Source organism: Colwellia sp. PAMC 21821 (assembly GCF_002077175.1).
Classification (GTDB): Bacteria; Pseudomonadota; Gammaproteobacteria; order Enterobacterales; family Alteromonadaceae; genus Cognaticolwellia.
On sequence record NZ_CP014943.1, the window covers coordinates 171,327 to 197,182 of the forward strand.

The window sequence follows — 25,856 nt, forward strand, 5'->3', positions numbered from 1 at the left end:
CTATTTTTTGAAACAAACATAAATTTTATTATAAAGGCTTATTAAACATGTTAACTAATTCACTGGCATGGCAAAACTTACAAATTCATTATTTAGACAGTAAAACAATACACTTACAATCTTTGTTTCGAATTGACCCTGAGCGGTTTGAAAAATTCACCATATCAGCATCAGGGCTAACTTTAGATTACTCAAAAAATCATTTAGTCCCTGAAACGAAAAAATTGCTGGTTGATTTAGCACAGCAATGTGGTGTTAAAGACAAAATAGAAGAAATGTTTTCAGGGGCGCCAATTAACACCACTGAAAACCGCCCCGTTCTACATACCGCCCTGCGTAATTTTTCTGATGAGCCCGTCTATGTTGATGGTGAAAACATTATGCCATTGGTCAAAAGCACTTTAGAGAAAATAAAAGTGTTTGTGAATGACGTTTCTTCAGGTGTTACAAAAGGTTATAGCGGCAAGGCTTTTACAGATATTGTCGCTATTGGCATTGGTGGCTCATTTTTAGGGCCTAAAATAATGTCTGAAGCTTTAAAGCCTTACCGTCAAAAGCACTTGAATGTACATTACGTTGCCAATGTTGATGGTTGTCATATTCATGACGTGTTGTCAGGTTTAGACCCTGAAACGACTTTAGTGATCACCTCATCAAAAACATTAACCACGCAAGAAACCCTTAGAAACACTGAGTCGGCTAAAGAATGGTTCTTGAAACAAGCCGATGTCGCTGACATTCAGCACAACTTTGCCTGTGTTTCTAGTAATATTGAAGCGGCGAAAAGCTTTGGTATTAGTGAGAAAAACATCTTCCCTATGTGGGATTGGGTCGGTGGTCGTTACTCTATTTGGTCTGCTATTGGTTTACCGCTTGCTATGGGTATTGGCTATGAAAATTACTTAGCGTTTTTAAATGGCGCTTATGAAATGGACGAGCATTTTAGACAAACACCATTTGAAGAAAATATGCCGGTAATTATGGCATTGCTTGGCGTTTGGTATAGAAACTTCCACGGTGCTCAGTCACAAGTATTGCTGCCCTATTATCATTATTTACGTGGTTTGCCGGCTTACATACAGCAACTTGATATGGAAAGTAACGGTAAATCGGTGAATTTAGATAACCAAGAAACTAACTATGATACCGGCCCTATTATTTGGGGTAGTGAAGGTACTAATGGACAACATTCATTTCATCAGTTAATCCATCAAAGTAAGACCCCAATACCAGTCGACTTTATTCTACCGCTTAACCCGCATGTAGATATTTCAGATCATCATGACATGCTAATTGCTAACTGTTTAGGCCAAAGCCAAGCGTTAATGGAAGGTCAATCTAAAGAACAAGTTATTGCCGCCATGACTAAAGCAAAATGTAGTACCGATGAAATAAGTTATTTGTCATCTCATAAAGTCATGAAAGGTAATAAACCCAGTAACACCTTATTAATGCCAAAATTAACACCTAAAGCTTTAGGCAGTCTTATTGCATTGTATGAGCATAAAGTATTTGTGCAAGGCGTAATCTGGCAAATAAACTCATTTGACCAATGGGGTGTAGAATTAGGTAAAGCACTCGGCAATGAAATATTCAGTAAGCTTACTAATATAGATATGCCTTTAGATATGGACGGTTCAACCAAAGGCTTGATCGATATTTGTCGTAAAAGACGCACCATAAGTTAAAGAAATAATAAGTAATCTAAAACTTTAGCCCCTGTAGCTAATTTATTTACAGGGGCTAATTTTACTCTTCATAACGCGATAAAATCTCACTTAATACACTAAATAGTTAATCTATTATTGAGTCCATTCAAAATAAAAGTAGCCTTGTTTTGGTCGGTCGGCATTTTTCCGTCAAGAGCTAAGTAACGACAAAGACATTATTGTTGATATGTACTACCTTCTCAAGATGATGGGTTATACCAATTTAAAACAATAATCTACCTTTGGTGATATGCTCTAAACCTCCAATAAACTCATTGCTTTCAATGCTAATAGGCCGCTACTACATACTCTACTGCCTTATAGGGTATTTATTACAGGGTATTTATAACAAGTTGATTAATTAGCGACCCATTTTTAATGGGTAAAGTGTGAGCGTCGGCTAATGAACACCTTGAATTTAAATCGTACTCAGGTTTGCATTATATTTATATTCTTCTAGTATTGTTGGTGTTGGCAACAACACCAAGCAGGATGCTGGGTTATGGATACTTCAGGATGAAGTGCGGTGGCATGGAGCCACTACAAGGACGAATAAAACAGGGAGTGTTGATCATGGATGATTTCCTCTGTTTTCCCCCACAAACTTTCTCTACACTTTATTAAGTTTTACGTTCCAAGGTAATAATGCGTTAATGTCGAGTGTTGAGTTGGTTAATTGCTCAAGGCAATGCATGAGATAATCAAACGGGACTAAATCATTCGCTTTTGCTGTTTCTATCATCGAGTAAAGCATCGCACTGGTGTTTGCGCCATTCGCGGTGTTTGAGAATAACCAGTTTTTTCGACCAATCACAAACGGTTTCACGGCACGCTCTGCACGGTTATTGTCGATACTTAGCTCACCATTTTCAATATAACGACTGAGTTTATGGCGTTGATTTTTACAGTATTGAATAGCCTTACCTAAGGCTGTTTTGGGTGGCACGTTGGCTTTTTCTAACCATTGATAAAACTGTACGAGTATAGGCTTAGCTTTTTCCTGGCGCTGTTGATACTTTTCCTGCGCCGTTTTATCTTTTATTTGTGTTTCTAATCGATACAGCTTTTGAATATGGCTCAGCGCCATATTCGCCTTACCTGTTTTTCCTTTTGGTTGTGCGATGTCTGCTTCTTTAAATTTTCGACGCGCGTGTGCCCAACACCCCGCGAGGGTTGCTTGCGTTTTTTCATAACCCGCATAGCCATCCACTTGCAAATAGCCCGTATATCCATTGAGATAATCAACCGGACATTGCCCCGCACGACTAGATTGATAATCAAAAAGCACAATATTAGGCACATCACTGTGCACAGGCGTATCACTGCCCGTGCAGTAGAGCCACATATAGCACTTAGCTTTATCTTCATTAATCACGTTAAGCGTGGTTTCATCCGCTTGAATAACATATTGCTGTAAGAGCGTTTTCTTTAACTGTTCATAAAGCGGCTTAAATAGTTCGCTGCATTTCATCATCCACTCGCTCATCGTCTGCCGGCTTAATGCAATACCGTATTGCTTAAACAAGCTTTCTTGGCGATAAAGCGGCAATGCATATTGATATTTACTGGTGATGATTTGACTTAACAATGACGGCGTTGCAAACCCTTTAGGTATTGGGCTGAGAGGGACACGTGCACTTTTAACGTGCGTGCTAACACCTTCTTTTTCACATGTTCGACAACTGTATTTGAGTCGTACATGCTCAATCACTTTAACTTTTGCCGGAATAAACTCAAGCTTCTCACTGCGCGATTCACCCATAGGATGCAATGACTCACCACAGCAGTCACAGGTCTTTTCTGTGTCGCTTAAATCATGAATTATAATTTCACGCTCAAGCGTTTTAGGGAGCTTTTGTCTCACCGGTTTTTTCTTAACAACTGCAGGGGTTGACTCAACCGTTGCTAAAACCTCATCAAGGACGACTTCGACTTCATTAAACAAATCACCTTGTGCAGGATGACCTTCACTTCGCACACCAAAGCGTTGCTGTTGAGCAAGGCGGAACTGCTCCTCCAGAAACTGCAATCTCGCGGCCTGGTTAGCTGATTGCTTACGCTCAGCCAACAGCATCGCTTTGAGCTGTTCAATGTTATTGGGTAAGGATTGCGCGTCATCATTCATGGACTTATTTTATCAATAAATCACACTAACTTGTTGGCTTTATTAAGATTATTTCGTGATCAATAAATGCTGCTTATGATCACATGTTATAAGGCAACCGTGTCATAACGAATAGCTTGATGTCCCAGCACATCAAAGCCGTTAAACAGCCAATGCAATTGCTGCTCAGATAAATCAAGTGATGTTGAAGTAAGTTTATTGGGCCATTTAAACTTGTCTTTTTCAAGCCGTTTATACCACAAAGCAAAACCGGTTTTATCCCAATACAACACCTTAAGTTTATCTCGCCCTTTATTGCAAAACACAAAGACGCTGCCGGTTAGCGGTGATACTTGCATTTGTTGTTCAACAATCATGACTAAGCCATTGATAGATTTTCTAAAATCAACGACGTTACGATAAAGATAGACCTCTGGCACATCAACAAACATTTTCATTGGGATAACCCGCTAAGTAACTTATCCATAATGGCCTGTGATGTACTACAAAGTAGCGGTAAATCAGCAAGTGGCATGATGAGTTTTATGTTTTGCATGAGCTGATTTATCAGCTGTATCGTGTGAAGGGAAATAATGTGGCCTTGGATGACGCTGCCTTCATCACGTTGTGTGAGGTCCATTTCGCTGTGCGTACAAAGGGATGCCTGATGTAAGTAAGTCAAGCGATTACATGGCGGTTTAGCTAAACCAAAGGTGTTTGTTTTATCAACGGGGTACTGGCAATCATTAAATACTTTGTGTGTCATAAGTTACTCCAAAATTAAATTGAAACAACTGTAAGGTGAAAAGCGACTAAATATAATGTGCTATTGGGCAGACGCTCACGGTAAAGTAAATAACGACGGCGTTATAAATTTATAAGTAGAATGACTATTAATTAAATTTGTATCAGATAAAAAGCGACGTTACTCGCTTGGTAAAAATGAACTTATCTAGGGCTGTGCTAAGGTTTTAGCAAGCCCCCTATTTCTATATCAAACGTTATCATCAACACAATCGCAAACGCTTTATGTCAAACTCGTTTGCTGTTAGCGATTATTTTAACGGTGTTGCATGCGCTGCTGCTCTGAAAATCGTATTCATCAGCATAACATTTAAACCATCTAAATAAGCTCTTGTGGTTGGCTCTTGGGTAAAAGCGATAACCATGCCTCGGCCCATAGGTTGATGAATCAGATAAGGCTTATAAGCTAATTGCTTTTTATTTTCTGCCCATAAGTAACCGCTTGCCAAAACATTTTCAGCATCGCTAAACCATGCCAAATTTTTACCTGACGCTAACTTTATTGGCGCATAAATATCGCTGCCATAAGCAATAGCCGTTAGGTTTTCATGCACTCCCGCAGTTAACCAATGTTCTTGGTCGACTTCAATATTAGCCAATACTCCGGCAACAAAGTCTGGGCTTTCTTTGGTATTCTCACTGGCTGAAACTAACTCGTCTTTAGTCGTGAATAACTGCCCATCAACCATTGACTCACCTTCAAGCTCTTTTGCTGGTTTAGATTTATCGTCTGCTTTCTCTTTAAACGCGCGCTCTCTTTTAACATCGAGCAAAGCAATATCATGCTCGGCGGCAAATTGCGTTGCACGACCTAGCGTGATCAACACACCACCACGTTTAACCCATTGCTTGATATTATCAGCGCCACTTACACCCAGCAGTTCTTTATAGTCACCTGAAGGTAAAATAAGTACTTGGTAATTTGATAAATCAGCACTTTTAAGGGTAAGCGTGCGTATTGCGGTAACAGGGTAATTAAACTGGCGTTCAATAACAAAGCGCGTGTTACCGGCACTTAGCGAACTCACTGGGTTATCCCATGCCATAGCGATTTTCGGCGCTGACATAGTCACCGTATTGCTACTGCCAAAACTTGGGCCTTGAGTCACCCAACTTGAATTAACCCCTTGAACTTGCGCACCTGTATTTTTGGCTATGCTGATTATTTTAGCGGCTAAGTCATCATCATTACTGCGCTTTTCTATGATTAGTGTACCCGCAGTAAACTTTTGATTATCTTCTAAGGTAAAGGCTTTATCGGCACTTTTAAGCGTAATACTTTGTTGCAATGCAGCCGTTAAAAATCGACCTGCGGCCATATCACCCCAAGGCACTAAATAGGCAACTGTAGCATCAGGATTAATAACCTTGCCAACAAGTTTATCATTGCTATCAATTTTATGACTGGCTACTTTGACCGCTTTTGAGCAGGCATCAACATCAACATCGAACATTAACGGCAATGACCACCCCGTGACATCATAGATTTCATCATCTAATTTTCTAGCGCGACGGCGCTCTTGCTCTTTCACAAATGCCGATGACATATCAACTTGCTGGGTAAAAGTTGTTTTAACAAAGCGACCTTTAGGTTGAGCCGTATCGATAATATAAGCCCCCGCTTGATAGCTTTTACCACAGTGTTTAAAGTCGTTGTTGGCTTGCTTAACTTCAACACCATGTTCTGCCATGAGTGTTGCAAGGCGATGACTTCCTGCAACATTGCGTTTGTTAGGTAAAATATAAACTCGCTCTTTGTTGTTTTTACCGGCTTTAATCGCGCTGGTTTGATAGTTATAATAGTCATTAAGTAACTTATTATGATTATCAGCTACGCCTTCAGCGGTAGAAATTGACGCAACAAAATGTCGTTGAACGGTATTTTTATAGGTTAAGGTTTCTCCCGTTTTTTTCTTAAATAGCTCACCTCTTGAAGAAGAAACTTCATAGGTTGACGCAGAAGCACCATAGAATATCGGCCAACTGTCACCATACCCTGGATAAAAGGCATCAAACACTTCACGGGTAAAGTAATCAAAACCGTGGCGGTCAAAATGTTTACCATGGTTTTTACCAATCGCAGTCATATTATCGATTTGTGTTTTGGTCATGTGCGGATTAAAAGGTTGTGCGGCAGGCGAAAAGTAGTAACTGCTATCACCGCCCATTTCATGTAAATCAATTACCACTAGAGGACGATAATGATTCATAGCACGAATGCGACCTGCGGTTTCAGGTTGTGTTATTGCTAACCAATCTCTATTCATATCAAACAGATAGTGATTAGAACGACCACTTGGCCAAGGCTCATTATGCTCGGCGCTTAATCTATCATCACTGTGATGCATGCCAACAGTGGCGTAATAACGACTGGTAAATCGGGTACGGCCATCAGGGTTTTGTAATGGGTCAATAAAAACAATGGTGTTTTTTAATATTTTACGGTTGGTTGTTTCATTTGGTGCGGCGAGTAAATGATACGCCGTCATCATTGCCGCATCGGTACTACTAATTTCATTGCCATGCACGCCATAACCTAGCCATACTGAAGAAGGTAGTTGGTCAATTAACGCTTTAGCCGCACTTTTATCGGTAATGCGTGGATCAGACAGCTTTTGCATTTTATCGGCAAAGCCATTGAGGTTTGCGATAACATCACGGTTACCAATGGCTGCATATATAAGCTTACGACCTTCCCATGTGCGCCCGTATTCAAAGAGTTTAATCTGCTTTGGCGCTGCACGTTCTAGTGCTTCAAAGTAACGTAGCATATCACCATGGTTAGTGATTTTTTCGCCAACGTCGTACCCCAGCACATCTTTAAAAGTAGGAATTGAAGGGGAATAATCACTGCCAGGCCACATTGGCTCTGTACTATTGGCTGATAACGAAAATAAGTAAACAAAGCTGATAAGCAGTGAAGACAGTAAATGGGCGTATTTTTTTAGCATATTATTTCTCGGTCATGAGCCCTGAATTAGCATCAGGGTTTTAGTGATTATAGCAATGGGTATTACTTCACTAAAATACTACGACAAAAACTGTCTAAGTACTCAATTTATCGATGAAATTTATAAAATATCAGTTGAACGCCCTACCTTTCACATTCACTTATCGCTTAATTTATAATTTTTTCTCAAGCTTAATGACTACTTTAATGACTATATAAGTGTTTAATATAATCATGAGCGACGTCACTCCATAAATATCGTGACTTTAAGGCATTGTCTGAGATTGTTGCCCATTCTGTGGGACTATGCTTTTTAAGTGCTAACACTGAATGGAAACAACTGAGCATATTTTCGGCTTGCTGCTGAGGGGTGTCACCATTAAACGTAAAGCCATTTACGTTATGGCTTATTGTGTCACTTAAACCACCAACACTATGGGCTAAACAAGGCTGTCCTGCTCGCATTGCTAACATTTGGCTAATACCACAAGGTTCGAATGAACTTGGCATTAAAAATAAATCGCCAGAGTTATACATGTTAATCGATAGCGCTTCTGAATAGCCTTTTAGAAAAATAAAGTTACTATTATTTACAGCTATTTTTGCTAGAAACTCTTCTAGTTTTTTGTCGCCACTGCCTAATAAAATAAAAACGCCATCATCAGCTAATATCGTTAATAAGTGCTCTAAAGCGGTTTTACCATTGGGCATTATTTCTTGAAAAAGACGAACTTTTTGATCGGTAATACGCCCAACTGAAGTTAATACTAAGGGTTGTTTTTTATACTTTATATTTGCTATTTGCTCTAAACGAGTTGCGGCAATTAAGTGTGCTTGATCCACTAAAGGCTTATCTCCAAGCCATTTGATTACTTCTTTGGCGGACAACTTTAATAATGCTTTTAGTTTAAGGGGTGCATCTGCACTGTCAGGGTACTCACAACCATTCAATATACCATGTAGCCTGCCAGTTTCAGCGGCAAAACGTAAATCATGCTCTAAACCTTCACCACCAAAGTGCCCTTGTTCAATATTGCTAGGCAGTAATATTTCTTTTGCATAAGTAGGAGAAACCGCATGCACTTTATCCGACAGTGTAATACCTGCACGCATAGGGTTATAGCAATCGTGATAACGAGGATCGTTAATTTTACTATAATCGAACGCTAAATACGGAAACCAAGCCTTTAACGATGATTCATCACCATCGAAAGGTCTAATACCCTGTAATGCAATATTATGAATAGTGAAAACGGTTTTAATCGCTTTTAGTTGCTGGTATTCAGGATCAAAGGCACGTAACACTGACACCATAGCGGTATGCCAGTCATGTAAATGCAATACGTCTATTTTACCAAAAACATCGCTAATTACCGCTTTAGCAACAGCAGCACTAAATAAAGCAAATTTACTGGCATCAGACGCAAAAGGTCGATTGCTTGGGTCATCACAATAAATTTTTCCTTCTCCGCCTATGGCAAATAAAGGATGCTCAATTACCCATTGAGTAACATTTTTTGATGTGTTTTTCGTTGAGTTTTTAAAAGATACTTTGAAAATATCAATTTTTTCGTGCTGTCCGCCAAACGTCACGTCTATAGAGGTGATGTGCTTTGCCCCTTCTAATTTAGAAAAACTCCCGTAGCCAGGAATCACCACATCAACTTCTTGGTCAATTTTACCTAAGGCAAGCGGAATATCTCGTACAACATCTCCAATACCCCCTACTTTTCCACGGGGTAATGCATCATTTTCGGCGGCAGCCATTAATATTTTCATTTTATACCTATCTTTATATCTTAACTGTTCGATACTTATCTTAAGGATTAACTTGTAGAGCCAATTATAGAAACGTACCTATTATGTGATCACATCAGGCTTTGTTCTGCCGGTAAATTGTTTAATGCCCGCGACAGATTCTGCCACTTGTATTAATTCACCAAGCGCTTGTTGTGTTTCTTGCTCTAACAAAGCGGGGTCTTGCTGATAGCAGTCTAAATAAACTCTTAACGTTGCGCCTTGTGTACCAGTACCCGAAAGTCTAAATACAATTCGTCCGCCATTCTCTAGATAAATGCGGACACCCTGCGCCGTCGTTTTACTATTATCAACGGGGTCGATATATTGAAAATCGTCTGCTGATGTTACTTTAACACCGGCAAATTCCTGACCAGGCAAGCTAGCAATTTTGGCTTTTAATTGACTGATCATTTCATGCGCATTGGCACTATCTACAGCTTCATAATCATGACGAGTAAAATAGTCTCGGCCATATTGCACCCAGTGGTTTCTAACAATTTCGCTGACTGGCTGTTTTTTTACTGCAATTAAATTAAGCCAAAACAACACCGCCCATAAACCATCTTTTTCTCTAATATGATCAGAGCCAGTACCGAAGCTTTCTTCGCCACATAAAGTTATTTTACCTGCGTCTAATAAATTACCGAAAAATTTCCAACCAGTTGGTGTTTCAAAGCAGGGAATGTTCAACGCTTCGGCCACACGATCAACCGCTCGACTTGTCGGCATTGAACGCGCAACACCGGCTATGCCTTTAGCATAAGCAGGTATTAAATTAGCGTTGGCTGTTAATATCGCCAAACTGTCGCAAGGGTTAATATAAAAAGCTTTACCTAGCACCATATTTCGATCGCCGTCACCATCTGAAGCCGCGCCAAAATCAAAGCCATCTTCACCATAGACTAAATCAACTAACTCATGCGCATGCACTAAGTTAGGATCAGGATGTCCGCCACCAAAATCAGTTAATGGCACGCCATTAATAACAGCGCCAGCAGGTGCACCTAAGCGATTTTCAAGAATTTCTTTTGCATAAGGACCATTAACCGCATGCATGGCGTCAAAACATAAACGAAAGTCACCTTTAGCAAGCAAAGACTTCATGGCAGAAAAATCAAACATCGACTCCATTAAATCAGCATAATCACTCACGGGATCAATAATATCGATTTGGCATTGCGCTATTTGCACAGTAGCTAATTGGTCTAGTTCAATATCGTCGGCGTCAATACTCAGGTATTGCTCCATCGATAAGGTTTGTTGAAATATCGCATCGGTTAATTTTTCGGGTGCTGGTCCGCCATTTTCACCATTAAATTTAATACCAAAATCTTCATCTGGACCACCTGGATTATGACTAGCTGATAAAATAATACCACCACAGGCTTTATTCTTTCTGATCACACATGAAGCTGCCGGTGTAGATAAAATACCGCCCTGGCCCACCAAAATATGAGAAAAACCATTGGCAACCGCCATGCGAATAATCACTTGTATTGCTTCACGGTTATAAAATCGGCCGTCACCACCGACAACCAATTTTTTGCCTTTACAAGGTGCTATGGTATTAAACACGGCTTGAACAAAGTTTTCTAAATAACCGGGCTGTTGGAATTGCTTAACTTTTTTTCTAAGGCCTGAAGTACCTGGTTTTTGATCTGTAAATGCTTGAGTCTTTACTTGCTTAGCTTTTTTCACATGTTCAGTTGTCATAACTTACCCTTAAAAAATAATATATTTATGCGCTTAAATAACTTGCAGACCCTGTGTAGGTTGGGCTTTAGCCCATCAGGTTTAATTTCTATTTAATAGTTATCTGTATTAATACCGATCTAAAAAATCAAGCCTGCTGCAAGGATTAATCAATCTATCGAATTAATCGCCTGCTAAGTGGTTGACGGACTGAAGTCCGACCTACAAAACACTGGACCAACACTACGTTATCGCCCGTAAGCACTTGTAGGTTGGGCTTTAGCCCATTAGGTTTAATTTCTATTTAATAGTTATCTGTATTAATACCGATCTAAAATATAAAACCCGCGGCAAGGATTAATCAATCTATCGAATTAATCGCCTGCTAGTGATTGACGGACTGAAGTCCGACCTACAAAACACTGGACCAACACTACGTTATCGCCCGTAAGCACTTGTAGGTTGGGCTTTAGCCCATCAGGTTTAATTCCTATTTAATAGTTATCTGTATTAATACCGATCTAAAATATAAAACCCGCTGCAAGGATTAATCAATCTATCGAATTAATCGCCTGCTAAGTGGTTGTCGGACTGAAGTCCGACCTACAAAACACTGGACCAACACTCTTGCCCAACACACTTTCTTTTAATCGTGTTGCTGCAATTCAAAAATCATGGTTGCAAGCGGAGGCACTGACAAGGAAACTTTATTCGCTTGTCCAGCGTAAGCCTCATTCACTGAGTTAACACCGCCGCCATTACCCACATTACTGCCACCATAAATACTGCTGTCAGTATTTAAACATTCTCGATAGAAACCCGCTTGAGGAACACCGACAGAAAAGTTTTCGTAACTTGTTGGCGTAAGATTAACAACAACTAAGGCCGGTGCTGTACCTGTTTGACCTTTTCGTAAATAAACCAAAATAGATTGCGCACTGTTTTGTGAATCTAACCATTCAAAACCATTACCGTCACAATCAAGTTCATGTAATGCAGGAATATTGCGATAAGTATGATTTAGATCTTTTATCAGTGTTTGCATACCTTTATGGCTGTCATGTTCAAGCAAATGCCAATCTAAGCTTTGATCATGATTCCATTCAGCACGTTGCGCAAATTCACAGCCCATAAACAATAATTTTTTACCTGGATGAGTCCACATAAAACCGTAATAAGCGCGTAAATTAGCAAATTTTTGCCAATCATCACCGGGCATTTTATTCAGTAATGAACCTTTACCATGCACAACTTCATCGTGACTTATAGGTAAAACAAAGTTTTCACTAAAGGAGTAAACTAAGCCGAAGGTCATTTCACTGTGATGATGTTGACGATAAATAGGATCACGTTCCATAAACTTTAACGTGTCATTCATCCAACCCATGTTCCATTTAAAACCGAAGCCTAAACCGCCACCGTCAACGGGTTTAGAAACACCTGGCCAAGCGGTTGATTCTTCTGCAATCATCATAACGCCGGGATGTTTTGCATAAGATCGTGTATTGACCTTTTGTAAGACGTCAATCGCTTCTAAATTTTCTCTTCCACCATGAACATTAGGTAGCCACTCTCCAGCTTCGCGGCTGTAATCTAGATACAACATAGAAGCAACAGCATCAACACGCAAACCATCGATATGGTATTGATCTAGCCAGTAAATCGCATTGCTGAGCAAATAACTTTGTACTTCTGAGCGACCATAGTTATAGATAAGTGTTTTCCAATCAGGATGAAAACCTTTGCGCAGATCTTCGTGTTCATAAAGACATGAACCATCGAATTTACCCGTACCGTGCTCATCGGTTGGAAAGTGACCTGGCACCCAATCAAGTAGCAAACCAATGCCGGCACTATGACAACAATCGACAAAATATTTAAAGTCTTCCGCACTACCAAAACGAGCAGTAGGTGCAAAAAGTCCAATAGGCTGATAACCCCATGAACCGTCAAATGGGTACTCACTTACGGGCATAAGTTGCAGGTGAGTAAAGCCCATTTCAACAACATAGGGCACTAATTGCTCAGCTAATTCACGGTAAGTTAAATAACTTGGTGAGTGTGAATTATCCGCACTATTATCTGCGTTTCTTTTCCAAGAGCCTAAATGCACTTCGTAAATAGAAACCGCACCATTATAATGATTTGAAGATGAATCGCGTTCACTCATCCACTTCGCATCTTGCCACTGGTATTCACTATTTTGAATAACTTTAGAGGCAGTTTCAGGGGCAAGTTGCATAGAAAATGTATATGGGTCAGCTTTTAATGGCTGAATTTGTTCATATTTATCAGAAATTTCATATTTATAACTGGCATCAGCTGAAACATTGGGCAGGAAAATTTCCCAAACGCCTGAGCCAGGGTGCTTACGCATGACGTGATGTCGACCATCCCAATAGTTAAAGTCTCCCACGACAGAAACACGTGAAGCATCTGGCGCCCAGACAACAAAATGTGTGCCTTTGACATTATCTACGGTTTTTTCATGAGAGCCCATCCATTGATAAGTTTGCTCATGAGTACCTTCACAAAAAAGGTATAGATCTTCATTTTTTAATAACGAAGGATAACGGTATGGGTCATCAACAATGACAGTTTCATCTTTATATGAAACACGTAAGCGGTAGTCAAAAACGTTCCGTTTTCTCCCTAGTTTACCTTCGAAGAGTCCAGCTTGATCTACTTGACTAAGTTCAGCCACTAAAGCATTAGTTTTCGTGTCTATAACTTCAACACTGGTGGCTTCAGGTAAAAAGGCTCGAACAATCAAACCGCCAGCCGTTGGGTGTTTATGTATGCCTAAAACAGAGAATATATCTCTATGCTTTACATTAACTATTGCTGATACTTCTTCGTTATCTAACAAGCTTTTTGCTAGGTTTTTCATTGCGTTTTCCTAGTATACCGTTAACTTTTATACGATTACTTTTAAGAGATTACTTTTAATAGCTTATTTAATAAATTTAAATACAATTGAAAATAACGAGGATAATTTCATCTATTTGAAATTATCCTGTACGTTAATAATTGTTTATCGATAGCTATTTATTGTTACTTTCAAGCTTGTCAAGCATACCTCGGGTGACTAAAACGACACCCTTATCAGTAACCCTAAAGCCATTAGCACGATCATTATCGTGATTTACGCCAATTTCCATACCCTCTGGAATAATACTACTTCGATCGATAATCGCTTTTTTAATTACGCAATTACGATTAATAATAACCCCGGGTAAAATAACTGACTCATCAATATCACAATAAGAATTAACTCTAACTTTTGAAAACAGTAAAGACCTTTTCACTGTTGAACCAGAAACAACAACACCACCAGAAACAGTAGAATCAATAGCAATTCCGCGTCTCTCGTCTTGGTCAAATACAAATTTAGCAGGTGCTGTTTGTTCTTGATAAGTCCAAATAGGCCAGTTCTCATCGTACATATTAAGTTGAGGCTCTGGTGCAACTAATTCCATGTTAGCTTCCCAGAAAGAGTCTAACGTACCTACATCGCGCCAATAAGGTTGTTTTTCGCTATCAGGATCTTTAAATGGAAAGGCAAAAACGCGATGCGACTCTATGATTCTAGGAATAATGTCATTACCAAAATCACCACTTGAGCCTTCTTGAGCAGCATCTTTTTCTAGTTGTTCAAACAAAAACTCAGTATTGAAAACATAGTTACCCATTGACGCTAATGTAACACCAGGTTTACCAGGAACTTCAGAAGGGTTAGCAGGTTTTTCATCAAAACGACAAACACGACTATCTTCATCAACCGTCATTACACCAAACTGACCTGCGGCCTCTTCGACAGAAGTTTCGATACAACATACGGTCATATCAGCTTCGTTAGCTACATGCTCAGCCAGTAACGGACCGTAATCCATACGATAAACGTGGTCGCCTGATAAAATCATGACGTATTTAGGTAATTCATGTCTGATAATATCGATGTTTTGAAACACGGCATCAGCCGTACCTAGATACCAACCATCACCTGTTTGTTGTGATGCTGGCAAAATTTCAATTGATTCACCCAGCTCTTTTTTAAAGTGACCCCAACCTCGATTAACGTGACGAATAAGCGAGTGCGATTTATATTGAGTCGCGATACCAACACGCCTAATACCTGAGTTAACACAGTTTGATAAAGGAAAGTCGATGATCCTAAACTTACCACCAAAAAAGGTCGCTGGCTTAGCTCTTCTATCGGTTAATTCATAAAGTCGTGAACCTCGGCCCCCCGCTAAAACTAATGCATAAGTTTCTTTTGTTAGACTACTTATTCTTCTTTCTACATAATTGGGCATATCGTTTCCTATCCTTTTTCAAACATTAAGAACGTTCAATAAATAGCGTTTTACTTTTTTAATACCAATTTAATTAATCACTTGGTATATCAGTAAATTACTAAAGCTTCCATATTTCATCTCGATACTGCCTGATCGTATGATCGCTCGAAAACACACCACTCGCTGCAGTGTTTAAAATACTCATTTTGGTCCACAGAGTTTGATCTTGATAAGTTTTATCAACACTTCGTTGAGCTTGAAAATAACTATCAAAATCGTAAGCTGTTAACCACATATCATGCGGGTCACGTATAGTTTTAATGATTGAATCAAATATCTTTGGTTCAAATAAATTAAAGTGACCGCTTTCTAACAAGTGCATAACTGCTGATAATGTTTCAGAGTTGGCTATGATCTCATTAGGTTGATAATTTTCTCTAATATCTGAAATTTCATGAGCTTGAGCGCCAAATAGGAAAAAGTTATCTTCGCCTACTGCATCTCTAATTTCAATGTTTGCACCATCTAATGTACCAATAGTTAGTGCTCCATTCATCATAAATTTCATGTTACCTGTACCCGATGCTTCTTTACCTGCTGTTGATATTTGCTCAGATAAATCTGTCGCTGGGCAAATAATCTCCATGGCAGAAACATTATAATTTGGTACGAAAGCAACTTTTAGAAACTTAGCTGCTTTTGGATCTAAATTAATCGTGTCGGCAACATTATTAATGAGCTTAATAATCTCTTTTGCCATCACATAACCAGGAGCTGCCTTACCACCAATCAACACACAGCGCGGTGTGATATCTGCAGTATCGCCTTTGCGAATTCGGTCATACAAACCAATAACATGTAAAATATTCAATAATTGACGCTTGTATTCATGAATACGCTTAACTTGCACATCAAACATCATATCTACGTCAAACTTAACACCTGTTGCTTGCTCTACAAAGTCAGCTAAAACGACTTTGTTGGCTTTCTTACTTTCACGCCATTGCTTTTGGAAAGCATGATCTTCAGCAAATTTAGCTAATTGATCGACATTTGAAAAATCGGCAACCCAGTTTTTATCAATTTTACTTGAGATAAGCTCAGCTAAACTCGTGTTGCAATGAGATAACCAACGACGTGGTGTAACACCGTTAGTTTTGTTATTGAATTTTTCAGGCCAAAGTTGATAAAAATCATTAAACAATCCAGCTTTTAAAAGCTTGGTATGTAAAGCCGCCACTCCATTAACAGAATAACTACCAACGATAGCTAAGTGTGCCATACGTACTTGGGGTTCATGACCTTCATCAATTAATGACAAGGCTTGCTGCTTACTTGAATCGCCAGGCCATGCAACAGCCACTTGCAGAAGAAAACGAGCGTTGATTTCGTAAATAATTTCTAAAATTCGCGGTAATAAATTGGCGAATAAACTTACTGGCCATTTTTCCAATGCTTCAGGTAATAAAGTATGGTTAGTGTAAGCCATAGTTTTTGTGGTGATATTCCATGCAGCATCCCATGAAATTGCATAGTCATCCATCAAAATGCGCATCAATTCAGGTACCGCAATACTTGGGTGCGTGTCGTTAAGTTGAAAACTATTTAACTCAATAAATTCATCAAAATTATTGCCACAGTTTTCAACATAGCTATTAATAGTATCTTGCAGCGATGCTGAAGATAAAAAGTACTGTTGACGTAAGCGAAGCTCTTTACCGTTTTCACTGGTGTCATTTGGATAAAGCACCATAGTGATTTGTTCAGCTAAATTCTTTTTAGCCACCGACTCGGTATAACTACCAGCGTTAAATTCACCAAGATCAAATTCATCGGTTGCTTCAGACTTCCATAACCTTAAAGTATTCACAATACCGTTTTGATAACCAGGAATTGGCATATCATAAGGCACAGCAAGTACATCTTGGGTATTATTCCATTGACGATACTGCTGACCACTGCGTTTTTTAATCACATCAACATGGCCAAAAAACTTCACTCTTATGGCTTTTTCAGGTGCAGCAATTTCCCAAGGATTACCATTACGTAACCAATTGTCAGGATGCTCGATTTGCGCGCCATTTTTAATTTGTTGATTAAACATGCCATATTCATAACGAATACCATAACCAATAACCGGTAAAGCCAAACTTGCACAGCTATCTAAAAAGCAAGCTGCTAAGCGACCTAAACCACCGTTACCTAAACCAGCGTCATGCTCTGCTTGTTCAACATCTTCCAAATCGCAGCAATAACCTTTTAACGCCTCACGCACTGTATCGTCTAAGTCTAGATTCAAAATAGAATTATTAAGCGTTCTACCCATTAAAAACTCTAATGAAATATAACCCACACGGCGCTGATGTCCACGAGACTCACGCGTTTCACGCCATTGTGCAACTAAACGGTCACGAATAGTGATAGCTAGTGCATTATAAAGGTATAAATGAGAGTCTTGAACCTTGTCACGACCAAGTGAAAAATGGAAATGTCGCGCTAAATCTTCAGAAAAAGTGTGTTCGTTCATCAAAACATTACCATCTGATGAGGTAACTTCACATAATGTTTTTTCTTTATTCACAATCTATTCATCCTATTTGTTTTTTTTATAAACAATCGTTTAATAAAACAATTGTTGAAAATGGGGCCATAGTAATTATTCGTTCTGCAGGTATATTCTGCATTTCTTTTGGTTCCGCACTAGCCGTGGTATCTATCATCACTTGCCAATGTTGTATATCGTCAATCGTTGGCAATTGAAATTCTACCGGCTCGCTACCAGCGTGGAATAGACATAAAAGTGATGGGCTATCAGGCGCTTTTTCATGAATCAAGTAGCCTAATGTAGCCGCATGATGTGAGTGCCAATGATCTTTTTGCATCTCAAAGCCTGAGGGGTGGTACCAGATAATATCAACCGCAGACTTCTTATCATCTTTATGTATAAATCGATCATGGGTTAACATAGAAAAACGTTTTCTGAGCTCACTTAAGCTAGCAGTAAACAACTTAAGCTCTTTTGCGTATAACGCGCCTTCATCCCAATCTAACCAATTTATTTCGTTGTCTTGGCAATAAGCATTGTTATTACCTTTTTGTGTACGACCTATTTCATCACCCGCAAGTATCATAGGAACGCCTTGAGATAACATAAGCGTTGCCATCATATTTTTGATTTGACGTAATCGAACAGATAAAATGGCGGTATCGGTAGTTTCACCCTCTATTCCATGATTATGCGCAAAGTTATCAGAATGACCATCACGGTTGTTTTCACCATTAGCTTCATTATGACGATCTTGAAAACTCACTAAATCACGTAATGTATTACCATCATGACTGCAAAGGAAATTGATACTCGCAAACGGTTGACGCCCACTGTGCTCAAAAATATCACTTGAACCGTGAATTCTACGAGCAAATTCGGGTAATAAACCTTTATCTCCGCGCCAATACCGTCTCATGGTGTCTCGATATCGATCGTTCCATTCAGACCACGGCGATGGAAAACCACCTAATTGGTAACCGCCTGGGCCGATATCCCAAGGTTCAGCAATCACTTTTACACTGCTAAGAATAGGATCTTGTAAAACCGCATCTAAAAAGCCGTTGCTTTTATCAAAACCGGATAATTCACGGCCTAAAATAGTCGCTAAATCAAATCTAAAACCGTCAACTCCCATCACTTGAACCCAGTAACGTAGGCTGTCCATTACCATTTGTAACACACGTGGATGGCTAATGTTAATGGTATTTCCGCAGCCGGTATCATTAATATAATAACGCGGTTCAGCAGGATTTAAGCGATAGTAAGAAAGGTTATCAATACCTCTAAAACTTAGTGTCGGTCCTAAACGGTTACCTTCACAAGTGTGGTTGTATACCACATCAATAAGGACTTCAAACCCGGCTTGATGAAGTTCATCAACCATACGCTGAAAATCGCGAATTTGATGTTGATTTAAATAATCTTTATGAGGAACAAAAAACGCCAGTGAGTTATAGCCCCAATAGTTTGAGAGCTTTTTGTCGGTGAGAAATTGTTCAGAAACAAATTGCTGCACTGGTAATAATTCAATGGTGGTAATACCAATAGCACGATAATGAGCGATCATCGCCGGGTGGCTTATCCCTAAAAATGAACCACGTAATGCTTCTGGCACTTTTGGATTAAGTGCAGTTAAGCCTTTAACATGGCCTTCGTATATAACGGTATTTTTCCAAGCAATGGGTTTTCTTGGAATAAGGGGAGCAGAGGCATCCATAACAACCGCTTTAAGCATAACATCGGCATTATCTCTAATGTCGAAAGACAAATCTTTCTTAGGATCATGAATATTATAAGCGAAGTGACGTTCTGACCATGAGAAATTGCCCTTCAATGCTTTAGCATAAGGGTCTAACAGTAATTTATGATGATTAAAACGATGACCAAATTCTGGTCTATAAGGCCCGTAAACTCTATAGCCATAAACTAAGCCTGCTTTAGCACCTTTAAGAAAACCATGCCAAATATTGTGTTCACACTCAGGCAAAACAAAGCGTTCTATCTCTTTGTCACCCTGTTCATCAAAGATACACAATTCAATTTTTTCAGCATGTGCTGAAAAAATAGCAAAATTTACCCCGGTATCATCAACAGTTGTGCCTATTGGATGTACTCTTCCGGGCTCCATTCTATATTGTTCCATGCTTCTCCAGTTAAGAAAAAAAGATGACCATTGTTTGAATTATTACAACATGCCATTTTGTTTAAAGTAATATTAGGAAGAACTTTTATATAAATTAAACTATACAAAGTTAAACTTATAGTAAATTAAACAGTAGTTTTTAACTTTAGTTCATTTAAATAAGTATTTATATATTATGAAGTAAAAGCAAAGCCTTAATTCAAGACTTTGCTCAACATATATATCTTCGGTTGTGTTTTAAGGTGTAGTCAGTACTACGCTATTTTCACTGCCAAATTCATTAGCTAAGTATTGATCAGCCTGTTCGTCGTTTTCCCACTCACTATCATTTAACAGATAGCGAAAATGAAAAACACCGTTTTTAGGTAATCTCACCTTAGTTTTAAAACTATTTGATTTTTTATTAAACTTCATTTCAATAGCTTGCCAGTCATTAAAATCACCAACTAATGCGGCGGTGGTTACATCACTTCTATTAAATTCAAAGGTTACTTCAGTTTCATCTTTAGTTTTAAAAAATTTCTTAGTTAGCATTGTTATTCTCCATTAATCATGTGCTAATTAATTCAACATTACTGATTTTGCTTTATTTAAGTGCTAAATTTTACTACTAAGCCCCAATAATGCGCGTTTTCTATTTAAAATAGCCAATTTATATGTCGGCACAATGAAATAGCATAAATCGAGCCGAATATATAAATAAAGCAACAATCCATTAAAGTAACTTCATATTTGATTGTAATGCTAATTATTTTTCCGCTGTTATTTTATGTAAATAAATTACATTTAATAAATATACAGCTAAAATAAGTAACAATCAAAGCTTTATTTGCTGTAATTCTAACCTATAACTTGTTAAAGTTACACCAAGGTGTAATTTTATTTCACAATAAAAAGAGTTTAATATGAGTCTTATCGAACAATTAGCTAATTTAGTAGGTTTCCATACAAGTTACACAGGCACATTTGGCGACAAAGTACATGCTAAAGACCCTGCTAAAAGAGCCCTGTTAAAAGCAATGGGTTTCGAATTAGATGAAGTGTCTTTAGTTAAATCAATAACTTATTTAAATAACAGTCAGTGGACCGATATTTTACCTGTTGTACACATTGTTAAACTTGAAGAGCAACAACATGCGATTAAAATAAGCTTACCCAAAATTGGTAGTTTATTACTTAACTGGAAAGTCACTCCGGAAGTTGGCAGTAAAACAGGTCAAGAAGTCGTTGGTGTCTTTAATATTGAAGACATGCAAGCTATTGCTGAGACCACAATAGAAGAAACTCAATATTGCCAATATTTATTACATTTACCGGTATTGGAGCAAGGCTATTATCAATTTACGATCAGTTTTGGTGAGGCTCAAGCTAGTTGTCCGCTGATCTATGCACCCAAAACCTGCTTTAGCGCTCAAGAAGCTTCGGTTAATAAGGTCTGGGGTTACACTGCGCAATTATATTCATTGCGCAGTAAGAACAATTGGGGAATGGGTGATTTCACCGATTTAAGCGAGCTTGTAGAAAAGTCAGCACAGCAACAGGCTGCGACTATTGGATTAAATCCACTGCATCCGCTTTATCAACACAATCCCGCGCACCGAAGCCCATATTCGCCTTCAAGTCGTTGCTTTTTAAATCCGCTCTATATAGATGTAACTAAAGTACAAAATTTTGAACGCTGTACACTAGCACAAGAAAAAGTAAAAAATGACATCTTCCAACAGAGTATTGCAAATGCTAAAGCAAGCACCTTAGTTGATTATCCTGCAGTCGCAAAACTTAAGTTTGAAATCGCTGAGTTGTTGTTTGAGGATTTTTATCTAAATATTAGCTCCACGAGTAAAGATGAATGTTATAAGAATATGTCAGATGAGTTTGAGCATTTTAAACAAGCGAATGGCACAGACTTACAACGCTTTGCAACTTTTGATGCTTTATATGAGTATTTTCATTTAGCTGATGAAAATTCTTATGGTTGGCCCGATTGGCCAACAAACTTTCAAGACCCCGATAGTGAAGAAGTACACAAATTTAAACTATCGCATGCTAAACGCATTAATTATTTTTGTTTCTTACAATGGATAGCACATCAACAATTAAGCGCGGTATCTCAACAGACAATTGATCAAGATATGGCCATTGGTCTATATCTTGACTTGGCGGTGGGTTGTGATGGCTCAGGTTTTGATGTTTGGTCTGATAAAGAAGTTTATGTTGCCGGTGCATCAATCGGCGCACCACCTGATGGCATGAACCCATTAGGACAAAATTGGGGATTAACCCCAATGAACCCTGTGGCATTACAAAAACAAGGTTACCAACCATTAGTCAAAGCTCTGCGTAGCAGTATGCAATATGCTGGCGCTTTGCGCATTGATCATATTTTAGGCTTAATGCGTCAATATTGGGTCGCACCCGGTATGCAAGCTGATGAGGGTGTTTATATCAGCTTTCCTTGGGATGATATTTTACGGATTATCGCCTTAGAGTCTCGTCGAAATAACTGTGTTGTTATTGGTGAAGACTTAGGTAATGTACCTGAAGGCTTCAGTGAAACCATTCAAAATGCTGGTCTTTTATCTTTCAAAGTTTTATTTTTTGAACGATGGGATTCCGGTTTATTCAAACGCCCTGACAATTTTCCTACGCAATCAATCGTCACTATCGCCACGCATGATACCGCCACATTATCGGGTTGGTGGCAAGGCAGAGATCTACAATGGCGTGAGCAACTTAATCTTTATCCAAATGATGAAGCAGGCCAAGCCGATAGAAACGCACGAACGAGCGAACGAGAAAACCTTATTGCAGCTTTAGACGATTTACAGGTTATCGACATGAGCAAAGCGCCACAAATAGCCCTCGCACAAATGAATACCGAACTCAGTATTAGCGTACAAAAGTATTTAGCGTTGTCACCTAGCCATATACAATTAATACCGTTGGAAGATGTCCTTGAAATATCAGAGCAAGTGAATATTCCAGGTACTATCGATCAACACCCCAATTGGTTACAAAAATTGCCAGTGTCGCTAGAAGATTTTGCTGAAACAAATTCAGTGCAGGAAATAACCCAAGCGATGAATATCGCTAGGCCAAAATGATTAAAGTACAAATTTTATATATTAACGATGCAAGATTTAACGGGTCACTCAATATAGATTAAGAGTTTATATGAGTGACCATAATATCAACCGATTAAAGTTGTGAATCAATTAATTCCAGTGCTTCTTCTAAAATAGCAGTCACTGCATCACGTGCTTTGTCTGGGTTGCGCGATTTAATTGTATTTAGAATATCAGCATGCTGTTTAACATCCGCTCCAGGCACTCCTTTAATTTTATTGGTATATCGAATACTGACTCGTAATGCGGTACCAATAAACTCAGTTAACTGGACAAAAAAACGATTTCCACTAGCAACTAATATACTGGTATGGAATGCAATATCAGCATCTAGAGGGTCATCTAGCCCTTCATCAGCATCAACCATTCTAGTCAATGCTTTATCAATATCTTCTAACTGCTCATAAGTCGCATTAATTGCTGCAAGTGCTGCTGCTTGTGGTTCTATAGCGAGTCTCACTTGGGTAAACTCTTTTAGCAGGGCTAAGGAAGGCTTACTACTTAATATCCAAGTTAATACATCGGTATCAAACATGTTCCAGCTACTTTCTGGTAACACTCTAATACCTTGTTTAGGGCGAGAAGAAATAAGCCCTTTTGCAGACAACATTTTTACCGCTTCACGAGTAGAGCTGCGGCTAACACCATATTGCACACAAAGATCCGCTTCTGAAGGCAGACCAGAGCCTACAGGGTAAGTCCCTTTAACAACCGCAATGCCTAAATCATAGGTAAGTTGGTGCGTTAAATTTTGTCTCGGTGACGGTTTCATTTAGTTATCTTCCAACAAAGTATTATTAATAAGTTATATCATATTTAATTACATATAATTATGATATAACTTTATCTTGTTAAAAAATAGTAAAAATTTAGCGCTATTATAACGTTATTTTAAGTACACAATTTTAGATACATAAAATGTTTGGAGCATGGTAATGAGTTTATCTACTCAATATAAAAGTTTAAAGGATAAAGTTGTTTTTATTACCGGTGGTGCTGGTGGCATAGGCGCTTCTATGGTTAAGGCATTTAGAGCACAACAAGCAAAAGTTGCCTTTATCGACTCAAACAAAGTGATGGCAGAAGCATTAATCAATTCGTTATCACCCACTCCAGACAATGGGCTTTGGTATAAAACTGTTGATGTTACAGATTCTGATGCCCTTCAGGTCTCTATTCATGAAGCTGTAGAACATTTTGGCGGTATAGACGTGCTAGTCAATAATGTTGGTAATGATCACCGCCAAGATATTGAAAATATTTCAGCTTATGATTGGCATAAGTGTATGCAGGTCAATTTAGATCCTGCTTTTTTTGCTGCACAAGCTGCCTATAAAACAATGAAAAAAAATGGTGCTGGTAGCATCATTAACTTTAGCTCTATTAATGCATTGATAGGCCTGCAACATATGACCGGCTATGTTACTGCCAAAGCGGGTTTAATTGGCATGACCAAAGCATTATCAAAAGAGTTTGGCGAGCATAATATTCGAGTCAACGCTATTGTACCTGGCTGGGTGGCTACTGAACGGCAATTATCAAGCTGGTTAACAGACGAAGAAGAGCAAAAATGGATGGAATGCATGGCTTTAAAAAAGAGGATATTACCTGAAGACGTTGCTAATTTAGCACTTTTTTTAGCCTCTAATGACAGTGCTCTTATCACCGGACAAGGCATTGTAATTGATGGTGGGAGAACTTAATTGACAGCTTGTAACTATATTATTGCAGTTGATTGGGGCACTAGCCATTTACGTGCATTCCTATGCCAAGTAAATGCCGACAAAACCCTAACGTCAAAAGAAGAAGCTAATAGCTTAGGTGTTAATAAAGTCGTTGATAGTTTTGAAAAAACACTACTCGATTGCATTGAGCCATGGGTGAAACAACATGGTAAACTGCCCATTTATATGATGGGTCAAATAGGCTCAAGTATAGGTTGGAAAGAAACAGAATATCTTCCATGCCCCACAAAGCTGGGCAATATCCCATCGAAATGCACTAACTTCGTTTGTGCAGGCCATCAAATTAGTATCGTTCCCGGTTTAAGTTGCCGTTTAAAAAATGATAATTACGATGTTATGCGTGGTGAAGAGTTACAAGTACTGGGTTGGCTGCAGCTAAGTCCTGAAAATTTTTCTAATACTCATTTAGTATGCCTGCCTGGTACACACACTAAATGGGTTTTAATTAACAATGGTAGCATTGAATTATTCAAAACCGCCATGACCGGCGAGTTATTTGATCTTTTAACTAACCACAGCATTCTGATTAAAAAAAATCACGCGGTTTTCGATGAGGTATCTTTTCAAAAAGGTGCCGACTTTACTTTAAAAAGCGAATTAGGAAGCTTTACGCATGGTTTATTTAGCGTCAGAAGTAAGCAACTTTTCGGAGAGTTAAACGATTCACAAGCCTATTCGTATCTATCAGGATTACTGATCGGGAGTGATGTTAGGGCCGCGATGAACGCAGAAGAATGGCAATCAGCCGATTTAAGTGAGGTTACCATTATAGGCGCCCCACACTTAAGTCAGCAATTTTCACAAGTACTTAATATGCATGGTATAAAAACCAATATATGTAAAGTAACAGATATGACTTTACTAGGGTTTAACGCTGTTTATCAGCAAATAGTCGCACTTTCCTCTAGCAACCACTAACGCTGTATTTAAATTTAATA

General features: G+C 38.7%; 16 protein-coding genes. 4 read left to right on the top strand and 12 right to left on the bottom strand.

Going from position 1 to position 25,856, the window contains the following annotated elements; all coding sequences use genetic code 11:
- The first annotated feature begins 47 nt into the window (after positions 1-47).
- Positions 48-1,688 (top strand): glucose-6-phosphate isomerase, encoded by a 1,641-nt coding sequence (gene pgi / locus A3Q33_RS00715; RefSeq protein ID WP_081177977.1) that lies wholly within the window; start codon positions 48-50, stop codon positions 1,686-1,688.
- 631 nt (positions 1,689-2,319) lie between these two features.
- On the opposite strand, the gene tnpC is transcribed toward pgi, so the two are convergent.
- From tnpC to A3Q33_RS00770, 11 genes are all read right to left on the bottom strand, one after another.
- On the bottom strand, positions 2,320-3,834 hold the full coding sequence (gene tnpC / locus A3Q33_RS00720; RefSeq protein WP_081177979.1) for an IS66 family transposase: 1,515 nt from the start codon (positions 3,832-3,834) through the stop codon (positions 2,320-2,322).
- Positions 3,835-3,920: 86 nt separating this feature from the next.
- Positions 3,921-4,271: an IS66 family insertion sequence element accessory protein TnpB gene (gene tnpB, locus A3Q33_RS00725; RefSeq protein WP_081177981.1), complete on the bottom strand. Its 351-nt coding sequence runs from the start codon at positions 4,269-4,271 to the stop codon at positions 3,921-3,923.
- On the bottom strand, positions 4,268-4,579 hold the full coding sequence (locus A3Q33_RS00730; RefSeq protein WP_081177983.1) for a hypothetical protein: 312 nt from the start codon (positions 4,577-4,579) through the stop codon (positions 4,268-4,270). The genes tnpB and A3Q33_RS00730 overlap by 4 nt, the downstream gene beginning before the upstream one ends.
- 289 nt (positions 4,580-4,868) lie before the next feature.
- On the bottom strand, positions 4,869-7,568 hold the full coding sequence (locus tag A3Q33_RS00735; protein ID WP_081177985.1) for a M14 family metallopeptidase: 2,700 nt from the start codon (positions 7,566-7,568) through the stop codon (positions 4,869-4,871).
- Positions 7,569-7,771: 203 nt separating this feature from the next.
- Positions 7,772-9,346 (bottom strand): glycogen synthase, encoded by a 1,575-nt coding sequence (locus tag A3Q33_RS00740; protein WP_081177987.1) that lies wholly within the window; start codon positions 9,344-9,346, stop codon positions 7,772-7,774.
- Positions 9,347-9,427: 81 nt separating this feature from the next.
- Entirely contained in the window at positions 9,428-11,080 is a 1,653-nt protein-coding gene (locus tag A3Q33_RS00745; protein WP_081177989.1) for an alpha-D-glucose phosphate-specific phosphoglucomutase, read from the bottom strand.
- Between the two features lie 625 nt (positions 11,081-11,705).
- Positions 11,706-13,949 (bottom strand): 1,4-alpha-glucan branching protein GlgB, encoded by a 2,244-nt coding sequence (gene glgB, locus A3Q33_RS00750; RefSeq protein WP_081177991.1) that lies wholly within the window; start codon positions 13,947-13,949, stop codon positions 11,706-11,708.
- Positions 13,950-14,103: 154 nt separating this feature from the next.
- The gene (gene glgC, locus A3Q33_RS00755; protein ID WP_081177993.1) at positions 14,104-15,375 is read right to left on the bottom strand and encodes a glucose-1-phosphate adenylyltransferase; all 1,272 of its coding nucleotides are present in this window, start codon (positions 15,373-15,375) and stop codon (positions 14,104-14,106) included.
- A 100-nt stretch (positions 15,376-15,475) separates the two neighbouring features.
- On the bottom strand, positions 15,476-17,941 hold the full coding sequence (locus tag A3Q33_RS00760) for a glycogen/starch/alpha-glucan phosphorylase (protein ID WP_502687235.1): 2,466 nt from the start codon (positions 17,939-17,941) through the stop codon (positions 15,476-15,478).
- Positions 17,942-17,963: 22 nt separating this feature from the next.
- A complete protein-coding gene (gene glgX, locus A3Q33_RS00765) occupies positions 17,964-20,048 on the bottom strand; it encodes a glycogen debranching protein GlgX (protein ID WP_081177995.1) in 2,085 nt (694 codons plus the stop codon).
- 237 nt (positions 20,049-20,285) lie between these two features.
- Positions 20,286-20,582, bottom strand: a complete 297-nt coding sequence (locus A3Q33_RS00770; RefSeq protein ID WP_081177997.1) for an isoamylase early set domain-containing protein — start codon at positions 20,580-20,582, stop codon at positions 20,286-20,288.
- A 371-nt stretch (positions 20,583-20,953) separates the two neighbouring features.
- On the opposite strand from A3Q33_RS00770, the gene malQ reads away from it, so the two are divergent.
- Positions 20,954-23,152, top strand: coding sequence for a 4-alpha-glucanotransferase (gene malQ / locus A3Q33_RS00775; protein WP_081177999.1), 2,199 nt, complete (start codon positions 20,954-20,956; stop codon positions 23,150-23,152).
- 94 nt (positions 23,153-23,246) lie between these two features.
- Here the strand turns inward: malQ and A3Q33_RS00780 are convergent, their stop codons facing one another.
- Positions 23,247-23,945 carry a FadR/GntR family transcriptional regulator gene (locus A3Q33_RS00780; RefSeq protein WP_081178001.1) on the bottom strand — a complete coding sequence of 233 codons (699 nt, stop codon included), beginning with the start codon at positions 23,943-23,945 and terminating at the stop codon, positions 23,247-23,249.
- 163 nt (positions 23,946-24,108) lie between these two features.
- Here A3Q33_RS00780 and A3Q33_RS00785 point away from each other — a divergent pair, with 163 nt between their 5' ends.
- Positions 24,109-24,876: an SDR family NAD(P)-dependent oxidoreductase gene (locus tag A3Q33_RS00785; RefSeq protein WP_081178003.1), complete on the top strand. Its 768-nt coding sequence runs from the start codon at positions 24,109-24,111 to the stop codon at positions 24,874-24,876.
- On the top strand, positions 24,877-25,836 hold the full coding sequence (locus tag A3Q33_RS00790; protein ID WP_081178005.1) for a 2-dehydro-3-deoxygalactonokinase: 960 nt from the start codon (positions 24,877-24,879) through the stop codon (positions 25,834-25,836). It abuts the gene before it with no gap.
- The last annotated feature ends 20 nt before the right edge of the window (positions 25,837-25,856 follow it).

What these genes read in the sequence shown, in the direction of transcription:
- pgi (WP_081177977.1), top strand. Translation starts at nt 48, where the DNA reads ATGTTAACTAATTCACTGGCATGGCAAAACTTACAAATTCATTATTTA.
- tnpC (WP_081177979.1), bottom strand. Translation starts at nt 3,834, where the DNA reads ATGAATGATGACGCGCAATCCTTACCCAATAACATTGAACAGCTCAAA.
- tnpB (WP_081177981.1), bottom strand. Translation starts at nt 4,271, where the DNA reads ATGAAAATGTTTGTTGATGTGCCAGAGGTCTATCTTTATCGTAACGTC.
- A3Q33_RS00730 (WP_081177983.1), bottom strand. Translation starts at nt 4,579, where the DNA reads ATGACACACAAAGTATTTAATGATTGCCAGTACCCCGTTGATAAAACA.
- A3Q33_RS00735 (WP_081177985.1), bottom strand. Translation starts at nt 7,568, where the DNA reads ATGCTAAAAAAATACGCCCATTTACTGTCTTCACTGCTTATCAGCTTT.
- A3Q33_RS00740 (WP_081177987.1), bottom strand. Translation starts at nt 9,346, where the DNA reads ATGAAAATATTAATGGCTGCCGCCGAAAATGATGCATTACCCCGTGGA.
- A3Q33_RS00745 (WP_081177989.1), bottom strand. Translation starts at nt 11,080, where the DNA reads ATGACAACTGAACATGTGAAAAAAGCTAAGCAAGTAAAGACTCAAGCA.
- glgB (WP_081177991.1), bottom strand. Translation starts at nt 13,949, where the DNA reads ATGAAAAACCTAGCAAAAAGCTTGTTAGATAACGAAGAAGTATCAGCA.
- glgC (WP_081177993.1), bottom strand. Translation starts at nt 15,375, where the DNA reads ATGCCCAATTATGTAGAAAGAAGAATAAGTAGTCTAACAAAAGAAACT.
- glgX (WP_081177995.1), bottom strand. Translation starts at nt 20,048, where the DNA reads ATGGAACAATATAGAATGGAGCCCGGAAGAGTACATCCAATAGGCACA.
- A3Q33_RS00770 (WP_081177997.1), bottom strand. Translation starts at nt 20,582, where the DNA reads ATGCTAACTAAGAAATTTTTTAAAACTAAAGATGAAACTGAAGTAACC.
- malQ (WP_081177999.1), top strand. Translation starts at nt 20,954, where the DNA reads ATGAGTCTTATCGAACAATTAGCTAATTTAGTAGGTTTCCATACAAGT.
- A3Q33_RS00780 (WP_081178001.1), bottom strand. Translation starts at nt 23,945, where the DNA reads ATGAAACCGTCACCGAGACAAAATTTAACGCACCAACTTACCTATGAT.
- A3Q33_RS00785 (WP_081178003.1), top strand. Translation starts at nt 24,109, where the DNA reads ATGAGTTTATCTACTCAATATAAAAGTTTAAAGGATAAAGTTGTTTTT.